Genomic DNA, 19,697 nt, shown 5'->3' with positions numbered 1-19,697 from the left:
TACAAACTCTAAGGTTAGTGCCGTTGCCTATTTCTTTCAAAAATATTGGGATTAATAAAGCCTACACGCGGCCTCAGTTAGCTGATATATGGGGGCTCGGTGGGCCACAAGCTATAGCTAGAGGCGTTTTCACGCCGGCTAATGCGAATATTATTATTCTGTTTGTGACCCACAATAAGCGTGACGACTCGACACCTTATGATGATCATATATTAGGCGATGTGCTTTACTGGGAAGGAGAAAAAGGGCACGCAAATGACAGTAGAATAGCGAATGTTCACGTAAACTCTGATGAAGTTCACTTGTTTTACCGAGATCACCATCGTGATGCTTTCACTTACAAGGGGCTGCTGACTCTAATCCAGTTCAAAGAAAAGGAAGATAAACCGAGTGAATTTCAATTTTTAATAAATCAATATGAGTCATCTGATGAAAAGGAGTTAAAAGAGTCTTTAATTGAACTCTATGGCTCACCTTTAGATACTACACGAGAAACGATAATCGATGCTCGGGTAGGTCAGCGACACTTTAGACGACAGTTGATGAAAAAGTGGAAGTCGTGCGCGGTAACGGGAGTTGGGAAAAAGGAAGTGTTGCTAGCATCTCATATTAAGCCATGGTCGAAGAGCTCAGACGGTGAGCGGCTAGATGCATATAATGGTTTACTTCTTACTCCTGCATTAGACCGATTGTTTGATGAGGGGATAGTTACATTTCGACAGAACAGAAAAATTGTTCTTTCTAATCAATTGTCTCCTTGGGAATATCAGAAGTTAGGAATTGATACCGCTATGGAGCTGCGAGAACTTCCTGTAAGAACCAATGATTATCTCGAATACCATAGGGACACGATTTTTAAGCAGACTCGTAGTTATTAGAAGGGAATAACTAAGAGGCTTAGGTAGCACATCTACATCTCCGCTCCCCAATTGCCCCCGCCCCCAAATAGTTCTAATATACCCTCACTACCCAGTAACTTACTGATCTCATGGCCCTTTCCTTTAAAAGCTTAACCCATTCATTCGTCTGTCTTTTTGTTCTATTCACCGCTGCCAGCGTGCACGCGTCCGAAATCTTCACTATGGAATCTAAGCTCCTTGATGAAGGGATAACGGCGCGGGTTGCTTTACCGGAAAGCTATGAGCATTCAGACAGTTTCCAGTATCCGGTGCTGCTGGTTATGGACGGTTCAACGCAGTTTGAGCACATAGCGGGCAACGTTAATTTTTTAAGTACGTTTTCTATTGTGCCGGAAATGATTGTTGTTGGGGTCAGTGCTAAGAACCGCTTAAAGCGCTTTACTCACACCAAAATGGAGGCCTACGCTGACCGCTCTGGCGGTGCAGAGCAGTACACCCAGTTTTTGCGAGATGAGCTGATGCCAGCGTTGCAGAAAAAGTTCAGAGTGTCGCCTTATACGGTGGTTACCGGGCACTCGCTGTCGGGGCTCTACACCGGTTATCTGGCGACTCACCATTCGGATTTTATCAACGCTGCAATATCGGTTAGTCCAAGCTTTTGGTGGGATGACTTTGCGCTTATAAAAGACATAAAAGTGGCAGAGCAAGAGGCAGAAAAACCGGCGGTACGTTGGTTTGTCAGTATGGCGAATGAGCCCAATGAAATGGCCGAGAGCTATGAGCGTTTATTGAACGTGCTGGAAGCGAAGCCGGAATCGGCTTTTGACTGGGAAGCAAAGCAGTTCCCCAGCGAAACCCATGACAGCACGCCACTAATCGGCAATGTCGAGGGGCTTAAATCCGTTTTTCGTGGATTTAATGCGGTACCTAACATTGAGATTAAGTCGCTGGAGCAGTTGCAGGCGTTCTACGCTGATTACGAAAAGACAGTGGGTTACGAATTTCCTATGTCGGTTCACCAGTACAACGTCTATGGCTTAAAGGCCGCTTATGAAGGCAAAGTTGACTGGGGACAGGCAATTCTGGAGAAAGGCGTTGAGGTCTTCGACCAGTCCGAAATTTTATGGGACAGCCTTGCAACGGTTTATTCAATGAATGACAACAACGAGAGTGCGCTAAAGGCTTCGAATAAAGCCGTGCAGCTCGCACGCGAGCATCAGTCAAAGTACATCAGTGAAATTGAAGCACAGAATAGTGATTTGAAAAACAGATAGAAAATTAAATTGTACATATTTATGTATATTATTTTGTTTGTAATTGCGTATTTTTTATGGCTATAATTTAGTCAATAGGTATAAAAGTGGTGAGGTAAAGTATGAACACACAAACTATATTGGCTGAAAAAACGGTATCTGCCAGTGACGTGCGCAAGCACCCCTGCCAGTATTTTGAAGCTGAGCCTGTGGCGGTACTTTCCCACAATAAAACCGCTGGTTATATGGTGGGTGCCGAGTTATTTGAAGCCATGGTGCGCCAGTTGGAAGCCTGTAACCCTAAAGTAGAGTCCCTTTTTAGGCCGACAGCAGCGCGCCTAAAAGCTATTAGCGCTGACGCAGAGAAGCTTTTAGATGAAGCGAAAAAGTCTGATCTGGATGACTTTGAAGAGTGATTCGGGTTTTTAAAAGCAAACAGATTCGTCAGCAATTAACTGATATTGAACTGGATGCATTAGTAAAAGACTTTAAGCGTTATAAAAGTGGTGAGGGCGTGCCTGACCTGTTCGGGCGCGATGAACGTTACGATCACCCAGATACCTTTCCGGTTCTTCGTGACAATGAAGTAATGCATTTGCATCTACAAGATCCCGATGAGCCTTGGCCTTTGCATTGCATTCAGTTTGCTAAGAAAAGTGATACGCACTTAGTCTATTGTTCGGCAGCTATGACGCCCAGCTGCTATTTGCTTATGATAATTCTTGATCCTCCTGCTCACAACAAAGCATGGAGCAGTGCGATCATGCTACCTCTAGGAACAATGGCAGAAAAATTCCGTAATCGGTATTAGACTTGCCGCAAAACGTCCAATACACCCTGGGCTAATGCCTTTTCTTGTGGTGACGCGTCGAAGTGTTCGTTGGCTTTGACGCGATCCTGCCAATGCTTCACAAAGTTCATGGGTTCATCCGGGTCAATTTGCTCAGGTTCGGACATTAAGGTGTTTTGCTGGTCGGTTTTAGCCGTGTGAAAATCCATGCGATTGCGTTGCTGTGCGCTAATTGCACCGGCCTCAAACAACTGGTTTGCAAGCTTACTCATGTCGTTAGGTGATATTTCCCGTGGGTTAAAGTCCTCGGTTATTATTTTTTGGATATCGCCGGGGCTAATGGGTTGCTTACCGTCATTGCCGCCTTCAGCCTGGCGGCGCATAGCTTCTTCAAACAGCTGGTCGCGCGCGGACATCAGACTTTCCAGTTTATCTTTGTCATCTTTGCTCAGGTCGTCTTGACTCTCTAGCTCTTCAATTTTCTTTTCAATTTCTTCGAGCCTTTCGGTATCAACACCCATCCGGTTCAGCAGCATGCTGCGATAAGCTTTCTCTATTAATGTCTCTTTTTCTTCTTGTGCTTTTTTCTGTTCAGCCTTGTTATCAAGCGGTCCTTGATTGGTTTCGTTTTTAGCCATTGCAGGTGTTGACTGGCTTACGCTGTTGATTAGTGAGTTAATGTTCATGATTCCTCCATACCAAAAGTTGCCTGCTGGGTGGCAAAAGCTTGCCTGTTTTATGCGCAATTTGCGCGTTAACGATGCTTTTGGAAAAGAAACAGCAAGAGGTGTGCCATTAAATCTCCGGTTGTCAATTGACAACCTCAGAGTGGAGCTCTATTCTTCTGTTACTGAGATGATTAAAGGAGGTGACGACAATGAATGAATATGACTTTACGCTGAAGTTTGTCATCCCTACAGATTTGAAGACAGATGATCTTAGCAACCAGATTTTTGCCGGCGGATGTGATGATGCAATTATTGGCGTGGGAGTTGCGGGTCGATTGGCGTTAAATTTTGTACGTGAATCAAATAATGCAACAGAGGCAATTCGCTCTGCGTTATCTGATGTTCAAAAAATAATCCCTCAAGCTAAGCTGGTTGAAATAGGCCCGGATTTGGTTGGCTTGTCAGGCGCTGGTGAGCAACTCGATATGAGCAGGCAATATCTGCGGAAAGTACGGGATCTGGAATTGGAGAAGTTTCCACTACCGGTGCATGAGGGCAACCCGTCACTTTGGCATTTGTGCCACCTGCTTGAATATTTCCGTCAGGAAAAGCTACGCGATATTCCAGAATGTGAAATTGAACTAGCGAAAGCCGCTATGACACTCAATTACGAGCAACAGAAGCGGCGGGTTTATTGAGGTTTTTCTGGGCAAACCCGCAAAAATTTGTTTTGCTGTGAGTAACTGAAAAAAACAAACGAAGACATTTTGCTATGCTTAAACGCCGCTCAGGAAAGACTACGACCTTTAATTCGGCTACGCCGGACAGCGATGCCCAGCGTGACAGGGCGCGTATTATTCACTCGTCGGCGTTTCGCCGTTTGCAGGCAAAAACTCAGGTGCTGGGTGTGGGCGAAAGTGACTTTTATCGCACGCGCTTAACGCACTCTATGGAAGTGGCTCAGATTGGCTCGGGCATTTGTGAGAAGTTAAAGCAAAAGTATGCAGAGAACGACGCTATTTCGATGCATATCCCGTCTTATTTTCAAATTGAAGCCATTTGTCTGGCCCATGATATTGGTCACCCTCCGTTCGGGCATGGTGGAGAAGTAGCACTGAACTATCACATGCATGGCAATGGTGGTTTTGAAGGCAACGGCCAGACGCTGCGTATTATTTCTAAGCTGGGCGAGTATTCCGACCACGACGGTTTGGATTTAACCCGGCGCACTTTACTCGGCGTGCTTAAGTATCCAGTGTTGCATAGCGAAGTTAGTACTTGCTCATTTTCTGCCGAAGACCACTTAAGTGCTTTTAAACCGCCCAAAGCTATTCATGACGACGAAAATGATGTGTTGGACTGGATACTGGAACCGCTGACTCCCAAAGACAAAGCGACCTTTCGCTCCTCTAAAACGAATGAGGGGAAAACCAAAGCGCAATATAAAGCTTTTGATACCTCTATTATGGAACTGGCAGACGATATATCGTATGGCGTGCACGATTTGGAAGACTCACTGGCGCTGAATCTGGTAACTGAAAAGCAGTGGCGCGAAGACGTACTCGCGGTGCTGGACGACAACAGCGTTATTATGCAGGAAGAGCGCTTTTATACCGAAGCACTTTTTTCAGCGCAAGAGCGGGCACGCAAGCATGCAATTAGTAAACTTGTCGGGCATTTTGTGGATGCCATTGAAGTTACAGAACAGAACTTGTTTGAATCGCCCTCGCTAGATCTGCAGGCAAGCCTTCCGGAACACATTGAACATACTCTGCAAGTGCTGAAGGACTTTGTGTTTAAGCATGTTATTCGTAGCTCTTCGGTGCAGGTTCTGGAGTACAAAGGCCAAATGATGATACTGAAGTTGTTTCAGGTACTGAGCGAAAACCCTGAACAGTTGCTGCCGGGTTCTACTCTGCAAAAGTATCAAAACGCAGAAAACCCCAAACGCGTTATTTGCGACTATATTTCAGCCATGACAGACAATTACGCGACTAAGCTCTACAGTAAGTTATTCAGTCCGGATAACGGTTCTGTATTTGATAAGTTTTAATCAGCTACTGAACAAAAAGGGTGCCGTATTGGCACCCTTTGCGTTTTACGAGTGGTTTTGATTAGAGAATAATCTTATTCCCATTCAACTAACAGGTCGACGCCGGAGTAGTTAGTGTAGCCTTTAAGGCTAATATACCAACGGTCTTCAGACGGAGACTCTATATTACAAGTTTCGTTGCTACCTGAGCGGTAGGGACGGCACTCGTAGTTAGACTCCGTAGGCTGGCTGCCTCGGCGAACATAAAGGTCAGCGTCGCCGCTTCCGCCGGACATTGTTACGTCAAGTGATGAAATGCCTGCAGGAATGTCGACGTAATAGTGAGTCCACTCGCCACTGTTACCAGATAAGTCTGTAGCTGATACCGAGTCACCTTCACCGCCGCCACCGGAGCTAGGCTCTGTGAACGAACCTGTCAGGTTAACGCCAGAGAAGCTGGAGTAAGCATTGACCATGACATAATAAGTACCAGCTTGTACGTTTGAAATTGTACAGGTTTCGGTGTTACCACTTTCGTATGGGCGGCAATCGTAGCTTGACTGAGTTGGCTCTGAACCAAAGCGAACATACAGGTCGGCATCACCCGAACCACCGTTCGTGCTAAAGCTCAGGTCAGTTGCACCGGCTGGAACATCTAAGGTGTAATAAAGGGAATCACCGGTTGTAGCTGACAAGTCGCTGACTGTCTGACCATTTGCCAGTTCATTATCTGTTGGTGGCTCAGGATCGCCGCCGCCACCGCCACCTGAGCCATCACAGCCGTTAGCGTCGATATAGTCTACAGCGTCTTTGGTTTGTGCCAAACCGTAACCAAACTGAACGTCGCGACCTGCAGGGCCTAAATCCTGTGCTGTTGTGTTAAGAACGCTACGAATTTCCTGCGCGCTGCAGCTTGGGTGATGTGACCAGACTAACGCAGCAACACCGGCTACGTGAGGTGACGCCATAGACGTACCGCTCATGGTGCCATAGTTACCTTGCTGGCCAGTACCTTCCGGGTAAGTTGAAAGAACGTTAACGCCCGGGCCTGCAATTTCAACCTGGCTGTTTTTCTGTGAGAAGCCCGCTAGCTGCTTGTTGTTATCAATAGCGGCTACTGAAACCACGGCGTTGTAAGATGCAGGGTAAGACATTGAATCGGTCTCGCTAGACGCTGAACCATCGTTACCAGCAGCAGCTACAAGTAAAACGCCCTGGTTATAAAGGTTCTGCATAGCGTTGGCTTCGGTCTGGTTTGAACCACCGCCACCCAAGCTCATGTTAACTACGTCTGCACCGTTGTCTGCACAGGTTTCAATAGCCGAAACCAAAGACGATGAGTAACCCCAGCCGTTAGAATTAAAGACTTTAACAATGTGAAGGTTCGGGTTGCTGCCAATAACGCCACGAACCCCTAGGCCGTTATCTAAAGCAGCAATAGTACCGGCTACGTGGGTACCGTGAGGACCGCCGTTGTCGTGCCAGTTACCTGTACCGCTGTCGTTGGTTCCGGTTATGGTCCCGCCCCGGATCCCCATATCTTCATGCGGTAACTCTAATCCTGAATCGATAACGCAAATCTTCTTACCACCTGCGGTTGCGGCTGCAACGCTGTCATCGACTAAGTTCGCCTGAACTTGGCTAATACCATAAGGTACGTCCTGAGCCATGAAGCGACGTTTATGATCAACTTCGATGTATTCAATGTTCGGGTTCTTCTCAAGACGCTTTTTCTGCTTTGCACTAAGTTCAGCTGCAACAGCTAGATTGTGACGCATGCTGAGTTTAATCTGGCCACCGGCTTTTTTGACCGTATTACTGGCGCGTGATATCGCAAGCTCAGAGCGGCCACGGTTGCCCATTTTCTGGACCGCGTTACCATTATTTTTAAATTTAATGATGTAACGCTGTGGAGCATCACTTTCAACTTGTTGTTGGTTTTGAAGCAAAGGTTGAGCCTGAGAATGCTCGGGAGGCTTTGCGTATGCTGCTGAAACTGATACTGCTAGAGCAGACAGTGTGAGGATACTTAGTTTTTTCATAACGTAATATTCTCTTTGTTTTTATTTTGGGTTGTGAGAGACCCTTAAGATGGCAGCAGAGGATACGACGTTTGGCTGCATGATAATGACGTCAAGTGACATCAATTGTTGTATTTAATAACAAAAAATGAAGCATTTAAAGAGGTTTTGTAACAATCTTTACAAAATATTTACAATTTATCGTCAGGGAAAAGATGCTGCGCTTTTTCCATTAACAATGTTAATAACGGTGGCTTATGAACGTTTATATTATGCTGATCATTGCCTGGGGAGCTGGCTTAATGGCGGTTTTCGGTGGCTTTTTAGCGCACGTTGAAGGCAAAGCCAATACGACAGTTAAGAAAGAACTCGTACACGGCGTTACGGCATTTGGTGGTGGTATTTTACTGGCCGCTGTGGCTTTTGCATTAGTGCCAGAGGGTATGAAAGAGCTGAATGCCTGGCAATTGACAGGGTTATTTGCCGCTGGCGGCGTTACTTTTTGCTTTGTTGATGCTTGGTTGCAAAAGCATGAGGGCAATGTCTCACAATTTATGGCAATGATACTCGACTTTGTGCCAGAGGCTGTTTCTTTGGGGGCGGTATTTACGGTTAACCCAAAAGTGGGCATTTTGCTGGCTATTTTCATTGCCGCGCAAAATTTTCCGGAAGGCTTTAATGCCTATCGTGAACTAAAATCCGCAAAATTAGCCACTAAAACCGCTTTAATCGGGCTTTTAGGTGTTTCCTTTTTCGGTCCCCTGTCCGCGATAATGGGTTATTGTTGGTTAAGCAATGCACCACAGGTTACGGCGATGATCATGAGTTTTTCCGCTGGTGGTATTCTTTATCTGGTATTTCAGGACATAGCACCACAGGCAAAAATGGAACGGCATTGGATGCCGACTCTCGGAGCCGTATTAGGCTTTATTATTGGCATGCTGAGTAAGCAGTTGTTGGGTCAGTGACGGGAGGCTTCAGGCTTCCTTTTAAAATACAAATGGTAATGGTTTTCATTTACTTTTAGGCCTTGGGCGTATAGAATCCTTCCCGCTTTAAATTCTTAATATTCACCGATAAAACAAACGACTCAAAAAGCAGGAATTCCAAATGACGTTACCATGCCGTAAAAAGCGTTCGCTGTTATCTCAGTCAATTCAGTCTGCCTTGCTCATGGCGGTGGTCAGTGTACCGGCCGTTGCCAATCAGGAAACTGAAAAAGACATGGAACACATCAGTGTTTATGGTCATCACAATCAACTGATATTAGATTCAGGCACCGCCACTAAGTCTAAAATGGCGCTAATGGAAACTCCCGCTGCTGTTGTGGTTGTTGATAAAGAATTATTAAACGAACAAGCCAGCGATAGTTTGCAGGAAAGTATACGTAACATCAGTGGTTTAACTCATTCTGGTAATAACTATGGTGTGGGCGATAACTTGATTATTCGCGGACTGGGAGCCAATTATACTTACGATGGAATGTACGGGGGAGCGGGCTTAGGTAATACCTTTAACCCCACCCGTTCGATGACTAACATTGAAAGCATTGAAGTACTGAAAGGCCCTGCAACCGGGCTTTACGGGATTGGCGCCGCAGGCGGTGTGATAAACTTGGTAGAGAAAAAGCCACAAGATAAGCCTGCTTACACTGTAAAGGTAAAAGGCGGACAATGGGACGCTTATGGCTTAATGTTGGATGCCACTTCTGCTATTACTGATAAGCTGGCTTATCGACTGGTCGCTAATCACGACAGCAGTGATGGTTATCGCGGGCTATCTGAGGAACGCTCAGAGCTTTATGGTTCATTAAGATATCGTTTCAACTCTGATAACAGCGTCCGTTTATCCACAGCCTGGATAGAAGACGAGCTACAGGTCGATTCAGTTGGCCACCCAGTCAGAATTATAAACTGGGACAGCACGCCGGGCACTCCGGGAAGTGTAACCGGTGAGGATTTAGCAAACGGTACAGACGCCGATAACGACGGCATTTACGGCTTACAACTGACTCAGGAGCAAAGACAGCAACTAGCTGAGTCATTATCCGATACCGATGGTCTTGAACCCCATGATTTAGGTGAACAAGGGCTGATTTCCCCCCTATCTGAGCCGAATGACGGGTCAGAAAAGCGTATTAAATTACGTCATGATCTACAGTTCGGCCAAACCGCCAGCTTAACTCAACAGTTACAGTACAGAAAATACGATTCAGACTATGTCCGTCAAACCGGAGCGTACAATTACGTTTATTGGAACCGACGCGGGGAAATCAATGCAAACCCTCGTGCCCCGCTTGTTGTTGATGGCGAACTGTACCCCTTTTCGGCCAGAAGGCAGGAGTATCGCCGTCAGGTCTCAGAAGAGTCCAGTTGGCAGTACTTTGCAGATTTACGTCATGACTGGCAGTTGTTCGGTTTGAATGGTGAGCAATTAATTAGTGCCAACTACGAAGATCGGGATATGTCCGTTAAAAGTTGGTCTGCTTATGATGCCGACGGCAGTGATTCAGCGAACGCGCTTCCTTATATTCTGGATATTCGCAACCCGAACTGGGGCAGCGGAAGTATTATGGATTACGACCCTATCTTACGTTCAAACTACGATAAGTCGGTAAGTGCCTGGGGTATTAGCTTACAAGAGGTCATTTACTTTACACCGAAACTGACAGGACGATTTGGCGGTGCACACTCGACAATCGAGCAGAGCTACCAGCACAAAGGAACCGATCGCGCTCCGGGCATCAGTGATGAAGCAGATACGGACGACTCGGGTTACACCTATAATGTGGGTTTAAACTATCGTTTTGTGGATAACATTGCCGGCTTTGTTAATTTATCCAAAGGCAGAACGGCATACAGTATTTTGGGTGGTATCAGCGGCGAAAACGACCGGCCGGATTCGGAATCGAAGTCGTTTGATGTGGGCGTTCGTTTCACCGCTTTTGATGATAATTTACTGGGCTCTTTAGTCTGGTTTGAAACACGTCGAACCAACTTACGTTATGCTAACCCGGACTTTAACGATAACCCGGAAGATCCAGAGTATAATATTGATGTGCCTCAGTATTTTTACGACGACGAAGACAATACCGAAGGGGTCGAGTTTGATTTAAATTTGTCGTTAAACGAGCGCTGGTCAATGAATGCAAACGCAACCTATCAGGACGCGATTAGTATTCGTGCCGACGAGCATTCAGCGCAGTCTAAAGGTGTACCGAAAAAGTTTGCAAGCTTGTGGACGAGTTATGACTACAGCTTTAGTGCTCTGCCAGAGCCACTTAAGTTAAGTCTTGGTGTGACTTACGAAGATGAGAAAAGCATTAATTCCACTGCTTTTGGCCTGCCTGATTCAACAGTAGATTCTTATGTCGTGTGGGACGCTGCAGCGGCTTACACTTCGGGTAACTGGAACTTCCAGTTGAACGTGCAAAACTTACTGAATGAAACTTACTATACTAAAGCGCTGTTCTTAGGTGGTTTACCTGGGGAAAGCCGCAACGTAGAATTTAAGGCAGTGTATAACTTCTAAAATAGGCTGAGCAGGCGGATAATTCGAAGATAGCTGATTTTATCTGCCTGCGTCAGGCAACAGCGTGACCCAACTGGATCAAAGGAGCAACCATGACCCACATAAATTCCTATTTGTTACGCTGTGTTGAATTGGCCGAAGAGGCTTTAACGGCCGGAGATGCTCCTTTTGGTTCGGTTTTAGTCGATGAATATGGGCGTGTTTTAAAAGAAGACAGAAACCGTGTTAATTCAGTCGATAAAACCTATCATCCCGAAATTGAACTCGCCCGATGGGCTGCACAAAACCTGTCGTCAAAGCAACGACAGAATACAATAATGTACACTTCTGGGGAGCATTGCCCAATGTGCTCCGCAGCACACGGCTGGGCCGGTTTGGGTCGAGTGGTCTTCATTCATTCAACTCAGCATTTGGTTCGCTGGTATCAGGAGTTTGGACGTAACCACTCTCGTGTTAATCAGTTGCCCTTTAATTCAGTGGTTCCCGAAATACAAGTGGACGGGCCTGTAGAAGAGCTGTTGCCAAGAATGTATGAGCTGCATAAGCGCCACGTAGAAAGCGAATAGGGTTAAGCCGCTATCGCGTGCAAAGTTAGTCGTGATCCTCAAGGCCTGTTTGAGTTATAATTCGCACAAATTTCAGCCGCGAAGAGAGAATTATGGCTAGAAACAAGAAAGAATCCATTGTTTTGGAGACTCCGACGGGGTCTGATCACGTGCTGCTGCATTCTTGCTGCGCGCCATGTTCAGGTGAGGTTATGGAGCGCATGGCGGAAGCTGGCATTAAATTTACCATCTTCTTCTATAATCCGAATATTCACCCGGAAAAAGAGTATCTGCTGCGTAAAGAAGAGAACATCCGCTTTGCTGAAAAGCTGGGTGTGGACTTTATTGACTGCGATTACGACTCTAAAAACTGGTTCGAACGGGTTAAAGGCCTGGAGTGGGAACCGGAGCGCGGTGAGCGTTGCACCGAATGCTTCGATATGCGCTTTGAGCGTACAGCGTTGTATGCTCATGAAAACGGTTTTGACACCATTACCAGTTGTTTAGGTATTTCGCGCTGGAAAAACATGGACCAGATTAACGACTGCGGTAAGCGCGCGGTAGCGCCATACCCAGGTTTGCATTACTGGACCTTTAACTGGCGTAAACAAGGCGGCGCGGCGCGTATGGTGGAAATTGCCAAACGTGAACGTTTTTATCAGCAGGAATATTGTGGCTGTGTGTACTCATTACGAGACATGAACCGCTGGCGCCTGAAAAATGGCCGTGATCGCATAGAAATAGGCGTTCAATACTACACCAACGAATAAATCACACCTAGAAAAGAGCCCCGGACGCTGGGAAGAGATACGCCCGGGGCTGCGCGTGAAAGCTACACTCAGTAAGCTTTAAAAGTTATAACGGAAGTTCGCCATAATAGTGCGTTGCTGTCCGTAGAAACAGTCACCACGAGACAAGCACGAAGTAATAACAGTTTTATCGGTCAGGTTGTCCACATCCAGGCTCACGCTGTAGTTGTCCCAGTTGTATCCGATCATAGCGTCAAACACGGTATAGCTTGGAGTTTCTAGTGGATCATTGAGTACCACGCCGTTTTGCTCAACATACGCACTGCCGTCAGAAGTATTACCGACATAACGAACACCGGCACCTATCTTAAAGCCGTTCCAATTATCAGGACGGTAAGTTGCCCAGACAGATGCTTGCTGATCCGGCGTCGCTGACAACGTTGCGCCATCTTCACCTAGTCTGTTACTTTTCGAAATTACAGCATCGGTATAAGCGTAACTAGCGTAGACATCCAGAGATTCCCAGGCTAACTGGGCTTCTAATTCAACGCCCTCAATTTCAGCTTCGCCAACTTGAACTTGGCCACCAGGGTCGGGAGCTGCATCGTCTTGAACGGGGGTTTTTCTATTTTTTTCTTTAATCTGATATACGGATGCTGTTAAAAGATGCTCAGTGCCGTGAGGCTGGTACTTTACACCGGCTTCCCATTGCTCCCCCTCAATTGGCACAAAAGGATTATCGTAAGCGTCTCTTCCTATCACTGGAGAAAAGGACTCACTGTAACTAATGTAGGGAGAAATGCCCTTGTCCATTAGGTACATAAAACCAAGACGTCCCGTGGTTGAGTACTGTTCAGTGGCGCTACTGTTTGCCGGGTTGTTTGTTGCGCGATCTCGACGCAAAGCGGCAGAAATCAACCATTTATCATCAATTCTCATGTTATCTTGTGCGTACAAGCCTAACTGCTGATTTGTTAGGGACGGCGCATCGACAACATCATCCTGCGTTGGAAGGTTTTCGACTTGGCCATACATGGGGTCGTAAAGATCGATGACTCCGCCATAACCAACTGCTCTGTCCGAATCGGTCCTGGCATCCTGAAAATCAAGTCCGAAGACTAACTCATGAGATACTGAGCCTGTCATGACAGAGCCATGTAGCTGAATATCACTAGTCCAGCTTTCACTATCGTTATCGTAAATGTACGCATAACGTTCAAAGCTGCGGTTATCCTCTTCAAACTGCGGAGGCCAGTTAGCCGAGTACATAGTGTTGTAGTCAGCGTTACTGTCGCTATAACGGCTCGCAAAGCGGACTCGCCAGTCTAAGTTAATATCATGCTCTATAATTGTGGTTAAGGCGTCTTGTTCAGTTTCGTATTTATCAAAACCAGGTTCTGATACAAAAGTAGAGCTGTCAATTTGGCCAAATTCGTTCGGTAACAAGGTTCCCTGCCACGGGAAAAATTGCGTGCTGGAACCGGACTCATTGCGCTGAATATTACCGATAAGGGTGATTTTTGTGTCTTCAGAGGCATGCCAGCTTAACGACGGGTTCAGTACCAGGCTGTTATCCGGAACGTAATCGGTTTGCGTATCGCTGTCACGGTATAGCCCGACGAAGCGGCCGGTTAATGAAGCATCATCGTTCAATGCGCCAGTAATGTCGCCGGCAACTTGCTTACGGGAATAATTACCTAACTGCGCCCAGAACTGACCTTCGGTTTCTGCCTTCGGACGTTTACTCACTAAGTTAATAATGCCGCCGGTAGAACCTTGTCCGTAAAGAACAGAGCTGGGTCCTTTTAAAACTTCAATTTGGCCAAGGGAATAAGGGTTAACGCGAACGTTATTGTAGTTACCAAACAGAGACTTAAGGCCATCAAGATACTGAACCGGCGCAACGCCACGAATTTTCGCCCAATCACCGCGGGTATCCACACCAAATGGACCGTTATATAAGCCTGCCACATAACCGATAGCATCCTGCACGGTAACAGCGCCTAAGTCCTGGATACGAGCTTCGGTCAGAACCGAAACCGATAAAGGCGTTTCAATAATTGGTGTGTCAGATTTGGAGCCAGTAGCACTAACGTAAGAGATAAGTCCGCGAGAGCTGACATTGATGGTTTCCATCATCTCTTCCTGAGTTTTCTCTTGTTTTTCTTCTTGTGCGTAGCTGCTGGTGGAAGCCAGGGCGGCCAGAATACTAGCCGCCAGTATAGTTTTTTGAATCTTCATTATTCCCCTCAAATATTAGATGTGATCTAAATTGAAAAGAATTGTAAATGAAAACAATTCGCGTTTAAAGTTTTATTTAACCCAAGTTTCAGGAAGCTGCCAACTTACCTTGTGAACCTCACCATTCCAGGTTTGCAGAGTGACCCAAACGCGTTGCTGAGGCTCAAACTTTTGTGGCGCGATGGCATGAACGTGCTGCAATAATTCACTACCGTGCAAAATGCCGACATCATCTTGTTGCAATTCCTCAATAGCAATTGGCTTTTCGCCAATGTTCACGTAACCCTGCCGAATATCACTGACTTTCCCTTCGTTAACGTACGCTGAAAAGTCTTTCACCCAGTCTTCGTGATGCGCGTAAGGCGCGTCATTATTTGCTGGTTGTAAGGCTACTTTAAACGGGCCTGCTTGCTTTTCATCCCAGACGGGAGGCAGCTCTGGTAGCTGCAGTTGCTGGTACAGAAAGTAAAAGGGCAGAATAAGAATTAAGCCACTAAGTTTAAATTTATTCCGGTTCCAGAAGGTATTTTTACGGCGCGCCATTAATTAGCTCCTTCATTCTGTAGCGACTCTTGCAATGGTGTGCGTTTGGCTTTTGCCGCTTTCATCGTGCGAGAACCCCAAATCATAAATCCGGTAATGGACATGGCGGACAAGATCAGTCCGAAAATAAACCAAATGATTTTGGTCCAAATACCGCCAATGGTGCCGTAGTGCAACGGATCAACAATATGCTGAATGGTTTGCAGCGTATTCATGTTGTCGGGTGAAACCGCTCGGGCTACCTCGCCGTTCCATGGATTAATATCCAAGCGATAGGAATACTGATCGTAAAATATAAAGTCGCCGCCGCCCACAATTTTAAACATGTCGCGGTTATGTTCCGGCATCATAATGAAGCTGGGGCGGATATCGGGAAAACGCCGTTCTGCTATGAGTAAAGCATCTTCAAAAGACACCGGTGGCTGTGCTTTTTCACCCAGGGGAATGTCAGATACTTCAACCAGAGGAGCGTGTTCTTCAATATCAATGTCTGCGTGCCAGAGCACTTGCTGTGTAAAGTACCAGAGGCCAGTTAAACTCATAACAATTAGGAACCAAATGGACCAGGCGCCGCCGTGCTTGTGTAAGTCGGTTAACAAAGTTTTTTTGCCTTGCTCGGTACGAATTTTAGGTTGCGAGTAGGCGCGCCAGAACCTCTTATAGATAACCAGGCCGGTAACCAGAGCGCCAATCATGACAAAGGACATGGCGGACACTAAATAGTAACCAACGCTGTAGCCGTCTTGCCAGGGGAATAGTAACCAGCTGTGCAGTGAGCGCATAAAGTTAATAAAAGTGATGCCCTGATTAACTTCCTGAATTTCGCCGGTGTACTGGTTTACATAGGCAATACCGGTAGGAATGTTTTCGGTTGAAAAAATGACAGCATTAATAATGTAGGGTTCGAAAGCCATTACTGTCGTAACGTTGGCCGTTGGGAACTGGTCTTTGACGGTAGCAACCAGCTCTGATACAGGCTGAGCCGGCAAACCTTCAGGATTAACCGCACGCGCATTTTCGTTAAACAGCCAGGTTAGCTCATGACTGAATACAGCGATGGTGCCGGTAATGCAGATAAAGCAAAACAGGATCCATATTGGTAGCGAGCACCACCCATGTAATTTAAACCATTGCCTTTGTGTCATTCTGAGCTCCCTGAGAATTTTACGGAATAATATTGTAAATACGAACAATTATCAAATACAATAGTTTATGAGAACAATTCGTATTTAAAGCCTATGGTCGGGAGGCAATTCATGAAGGCATTCGCCAGAAATTTAGTAGCAACAACGGTAGCATCCGTGCTGTTAAGCTCCGCTGCTGTAGCAGCACAAAACGAAGATTCTGCTGAGAAAAATGAACAACAAGCAGAAGCTCAGGAAAAGATTTTTGAACATATTAAAGTTACTGGCAGTTCTTTGGATCAGGCGACTACGGCAACAGGTCTGCCGCTAACACTGCGTCAGACTCCACAGTCGATTTCTATTATTGATCGCACCTTTATAGACAGCTTCTCGCTCGACTCCGTTGCCGATGTTATGCAGTTCGCGCCGGGTATTCAGGCTCAGCAGGCAGAAACGGATCGCTATTTCTTCCGTGCCCGAGGCCGCGATGTAACCAACTTCCAGTTTGACGGTGTGCCTATTGCGTACAACAGCTTTTTTAGCGAAGCTTTGGCGGACTCCGTTATTTTTGAACGAGTTGAAATTGTGCGTGGCGCCACAGGCTTGTTAACAGGCGCCGGCGAACCTTCTGCTGCCATCAACCTTATTCGTAAGCGTCCTAAGTATGAAGATGGCGGTTACGCAAGCGTTGGTATTGGCTCCTGGAGTAACTACCGTTTTGAGGCTGACCATTCTCAGACATTGACGGAAGACGGCAATGTGAAAGCGCGAGTAGCAATGGCCTATGAAGAAGGCGAAAGCTACGTCGACTTTTCGGAGAAAGAAAATACTCAAATCTATGCGGTAGTAACAGCTGACTTAAGTACTCAAACACGTTTGACAGTGGGAGCTGATTACAGCCAACGCAACCCGAAAGGTAGCATGTGGGGTGCATTACCACTGTTCTATTCTGACGGCACTCAGGCTGATGACTTATCGGTGAGTACCACGACTGCATCTCCTTGGAATAAGTGGGGCAGAGAAAGCACGAATATATTTGCGCAACTAGAGCATTCGTTTGATAACGGCTGGGACATCCAAATGGATGTTGAACGCCGTGAAGGTGAGATGGACGGCCACTTGCTTTATTTCGCATTTTTCCCAGATAAGGCAACGGGTAAGAGTCCAGATCCCGACTTTCAGCCATCACCTAATCATTACGTTTCAGACAGAGAGCAAACCTCATTCCGTATTCTGGCTTCCGGCCCATTCGAATTATTTGGCCGCGAGCACCAGTTAACGGCAGGTGCTCTCTATGCTGAGCAAGATGTTAATGCAACTTCTTATGGTATTACTGATACCATAATAGTTCCTAGCCTGTTCGACTGGGGAAATGGGGTTCCACGTCCCAACTTTAGCGATACGCCTGCGTACACTACGTTAGAATCACATACTCAGGAAGGCGTTTACGCTGCTGCTCAGTTTAGTTTAACGGACGAATTTACCGCGATAATTGGTAATCGTTTAACCAACTACGATTCATTGTCTGAGTCACCCTGGGCAACAAGTGACTACGAAAACTCAAGCGTCAATACGCCATACGTTGGTTTGGTTTACGAGGTTACCGACATTATTTCTACGTACGCCAGCTATACTGAAATTTTCCAGCCCCAAAATGCATTTAACGTTGATGGTGAGTTGCTCGGTCCAATTGAAGGGTCTAATTCTGAAATTGGTATTAAAGGTGACTTCTTTAACGAAGCGCTTTCTGCCAGCTTTGCTGTTTATAAAGTTAAGGAAGATAACTTAGCAATCAATGACCCTAATAATACCGACCCTCTGCCAGGCACCACCGTTTTCCCTTCTATTGGAGTGGATGGCGCAGAAAGCGAAGGTTATGAGCTGGAGCTTAACGGTAAGCCAACAGATGCGCTGAATATTTTCTTCAGTTATACGCATAACGAATCGACTGATCGCGACGGTTCAGATTACGCACCTTACTTGGCGGAAGATATGGTGAAAGCCAGCGTGCTTTATACGACCTCCAATGCTTTAAAGCTTGGTGTTAATGCAAACTGGCAAAGTGATGTATCTAACCCGGGGATTGGCCCTAATGGTGAAACCTTTATTCGGGACAGCTATACAGTTGTAAACGGTATGGCGAATTACAACTTAGGTAAGAACTTAGATCTAAGCCTGAACGTCAACAATATCTTTGACGAAAAGTACTATTCAAGCATCGACTTTTATAACCAGGGTTTCTTTGGCGCAGAGCGTAATTTTGAGCTAAGTCTTAAATACGCTTGGTAAGTTAACTGTCTAATCACAGCAAGGGCAGTGCAACAACACTGCCCTTTTCTTTTGCCCGTTGCTATGACATCGCCAAGTTGCTATAACTGCGCGCAAATTTTGTAACGTGTTTTAATCTCATGAGTCAGTCGTCTGATACCGTCGTTATGGTGCGTCCGCATCACTTTTTTTCTAACCCTGAAACGATGGATGATAATGCTTTCCAATCGATAGCAGAGCAAGGCGTAAACGTTGCTCAGGCGGCTTACGATGAAGTCACAAAGGCTGTAGAGCAGTTGCAGAGTAAAGGCGTTAAAGTTCACTTGTTTGAAGATACCGGCACAGAAACACCCGACTCAGTTTTCCCAAATAACTGGTTTAGTACTCACAGTACCGGAGAGTTTGTGCTGTACCCTATGTATTGCAATAATCGCCGTAAGGAACGCCGAGCAGACATTATCAACTTTTTGCTAGAAACTTATGGGTATGACCCAATACTCGACATTAGTGCATTAGAGCAAGAAGAAGTTTTCCTGGAAGGCACTGGTTCGGTGGTTTTTGATTACGATAATAAATTGGCCTACGCAGCTCGCTCAAAAAGAATGGATGAGAACGCGCTGAAGCAATTGAGTGGGCAGTTGGGTTACCAGCCAATTGCTTTTGATGCCATTAGCAGTGACGGTAAGCCGGTGTATCACACTAATGTGCTTATGGCGGTTGGGAGTCACTTTGTTATGGCTTGCGTGGATATGATACGTGATGCTCAGCAACAACAGCAGTTTGTCCGATCAGTTAAAAACTCGGGCAAAGCCTTAGTGCTATTAACCGAACAACAGATAAGAAATTTTGCAGGCAATACACTAGAAATGGGGGGTAACGGTCGCAAACTTCTCGCTATTTCGGAAACGGCTTTCCGTTCATTAAAAGCAGAACAAATCCAGCAACTGGAACAATGGGTTGAGCTATTGCCAATAGCGGTTCCCACCATAGAACTTGGCGGTGGCTCTATTCGTTGTATGTTGGCACAGGTGTTTCCAAAGACCTAAAAGACTATAAAGATCATTTATAAAAT

The 19,697-nt window shown here is 46.1% G+C and carries 17 protein-coding genes; 12 read left to right on the top strand and 5 right to left on the bottom strand.

Annotated features, from left to right (window positions below):
- Positions 1–23 precede the first annotated feature (23 nt).
- From U0358_RS12995 to U0358_RS12980, 4 genes are all read left to right on the top strand, one after another.
- Positions 24–878, top strand: coding sequence for an HNH endonuclease (locus tag U0358_RS12995; RefSeq protein ID WP_317497753.1), 855 nt, complete (start codon positions 24–26; stop codon positions 876–878).
- Positions 879–1,081: 203 nt separating this feature from the next.
- On the top strand, positions 1,082–2,134 hold the full coding sequence (locus U0358_RS12990) for an alpha/beta hydrolase (protein WP_322406549.1): 1,053 nt from the start codon (positions 1,082–1,084) through the stop codon (positions 2,132–2,134).
- Between the two features lie 101 nt (positions 2,135–2,235).
- Positions 2,236–2,529, top strand: coding sequence for a type I toxin-antitoxin system antitoxin YafN (gene yafN / locus U0358_RS12985; protein WP_322406548.1), 294 nt, complete (start codon positions 2,236–2,238; stop codon positions 2,527–2,529).
- On the top strand, positions 2,526–2,924 hold the full coding sequence (locus U0358_RS12980) for a type II toxin-antitoxin system YafO family toxin (RefSeq protein WP_322406547.1): 399 nt from the start codon (positions 2,526–2,528) through the stop codon (positions 2,922–2,924). The genes yafN and U0358_RS12980 overlap by 4 nt, the downstream gene beginning before the upstream one ends.
- On the opposite strand, the gene U0358_RS12975 is transcribed toward U0358_RS12980, so the two are convergent.
- Complete coding sequence (locus U0358_RS12975) at positions 2,921–3,589, bottom strand: hypothetical protein (RefSeq protein WP_322406546.1); 669 nt, start codon at positions 3,587–3,589, stop codon at positions 2,921–2,923. The two genes, U0358_RS12980 and U0358_RS12975, sit on opposite strands and share 4 nt — an antisense overlap.
- A gap of 191 nt (positions 3,590–3,780) precedes the next feature.
- Here U0358_RS12975 and U0358_RS12970 point away from each other — a divergent pair, with 191 nt between their 5' ends.
- Together U0358_RS12970 and U0358_RS12965 are read left to right on the top strand one after the other, a co-directional pair.
- Positions 3,781–4,269, top strand: coding sequence for a DNA-binding protein (locus U0358_RS12970; protein WP_322406545.1), 489 nt, complete (start codon positions 3,781–3,783; stop codon positions 4,267–4,269).
- Positions 4,270–4,343: 74 nt separating this feature from the next.
- Positions 4,344–5,624, top strand: a complete 1,281-nt coding sequence (locus U0358_RS12965) for an anti-phage deoxyguanosine triphosphatase (RefSeq protein WP_322406544.1) — start codon at positions 4,344–4,346, stop codon at positions 5,622–5,624.
- A 74-nt stretch (positions 5,625–5,698) separates the two neighbouring features.
- Here U0358_RS12965 and U0358_RS12960 read toward each other — a convergent pair whose 3' ends face one another.
- A complete protein-coding gene (locus U0358_RS12960; RefSeq protein ID WP_322406543.1) occupies positions 5,699–7,645 on the bottom strand; it encodes a S8 family serine peptidase in 1,947 nt (648 codons plus the stop codon).
- 236 nt (positions 7,646–7,881) lie between these two features.
- Between U0358_RS12960 and U0358_RS12955 the strand changes: the two genes are divergently transcribed.
- The 4 genes from U0358_RS12955 (at position 7,882) to U0358_RS12940 (ending at position 12,470) form a co-directional block, all read left to right on the top strand.
- Positions 7,882–8,592: a ZIP family metal transporter gene (locus tag U0358_RS12955; RefSeq protein ID WP_322406542.1), complete on the top strand. Its 711-nt coding sequence runs from the start codon at positions 7,882–7,884 to the stop codon at positions 8,590–8,592.
- 142 nt (positions 8,593–8,734) lie between these two features.
- Complete coding sequence (locus tag U0358_RS12950) at positions 8,735–11,155, top strand: TonB-dependent receptor (RefSeq protein WP_416182989.1); 2,421 nt, start codon at positions 8,735–8,737, stop codon at positions 11,153–11,155.
- Positions 11,156–11,247: 92 nt separating this feature from the next.
- Positions 11,248–11,721 (top strand): nucleoside deaminase, encoded by a 474-nt coding sequence (locus U0358_RS12945; RefSeq protein WP_317497745.1) that lies wholly within the window; start codon positions 11,248–11,250, stop codon positions 11,719–11,721.
- A gap of 92 nt (positions 11,722–11,813) precedes the next feature.
- On the top strand, positions 11,814–12,470 hold the full coding sequence (locus tag U0358_RS12940) for an epoxyqueuosine reductase QueH (RefSeq protein WP_110013507.1): 657 nt from the start codon (positions 11,814–11,816) through the stop codon (positions 12,468–12,470).
- 78 nt (positions 12,471–12,548) lie between these two features.
- On the opposite strand, the gene U0358_RS12935 is transcribed toward U0358_RS12940, so the two are convergent.
- The 3 genes from U0358_RS12935 to U0358_RS12925 all read right to left on the bottom strand — a co-directional run bounded on the left by U0358_RS12935 (position 12,549) and on the right by U0358_RS12925 (position 16,378).
- The gene (locus U0358_RS12935; protein ID WP_322406541.1) at positions 12,549–14,690 is read right to left on the bottom strand and encodes a TonB-dependent siderophore receptor; all 2,142 of its coding nucleotides are present in this window, start codon (positions 14,688–14,690) and stop codon (positions 12,549–12,551) included.
- A 72-nt stretch (positions 14,691–14,762) separates the two neighbouring features.
- Positions 14,763–15,233 carry a PA2404 family protein gene (locus U0358_RS12930; RefSeq protein WP_322406540.1) on the bottom strand — a complete coding sequence of 157 codons (471 nt, stop codon included), beginning with the start codon at positions 15,231–15,233 and terminating at the stop codon, positions 14,763–14,765.
- Complete coding sequence (locus U0358_RS12925) at positions 15,233–16,378, bottom strand: PepSY-associated TM helix domain-containing protein (protein WP_322406539.1); 1,146 nt, start codon at positions 16,376–16,378, stop codon at positions 15,233–15,235. The genes U0358_RS12930 and U0358_RS12925 overlap by 1 nt, the downstream gene beginning before the upstream one ends.
- 111 nt (positions 16,379–16,489) lie before the next feature.
- Between U0358_RS12925 and U0358_RS12920 the strand changes: the two genes are divergently transcribed.
- Both U0358_RS12920 and ctlX read left to right on the top strand, forming a co-directional pair.
- Positions 16,490–18,646 carry a TonB-dependent siderophore receptor gene (locus U0358_RS12920; RefSeq protein WP_322406538.1) on the top strand — a complete coding sequence of 719 codons (2,157 nt, stop codon included), beginning with the start codon at positions 16,490–16,492 and terminating at the stop codon, positions 18,644–18,646.
- Positions 18,647–18,765: 119 nt separating this feature from the next.
- Complete coding sequence (ctlX, locus tag U0358_RS12915) at positions 18,766–19,671, top strand: citrulline utilization hydrolase CtlX (protein ID WP_322406537.1); 906 nt, start codon at positions 18,766–18,768, stop codon at positions 19,669–19,671.
- The last annotated feature ends 26 nt before the right edge of the window (positions 19,672–19,697 follow it).

The sequence above is a fragment of the Idiomarina sp. PL1-037 genome (assembly GCF_034422975.1).
In the GTDB taxonomy this organism is placed as follows: Bacteria; Pseudomonadota; Gammaproteobacteria; order Enterobacterales; family Alteromonadaceae; genus Idiomarina.
Note: the sequence above shows the minus strand (reverse complement) of the source record. Positions and strands in the feature narration are given on the sequence as shown.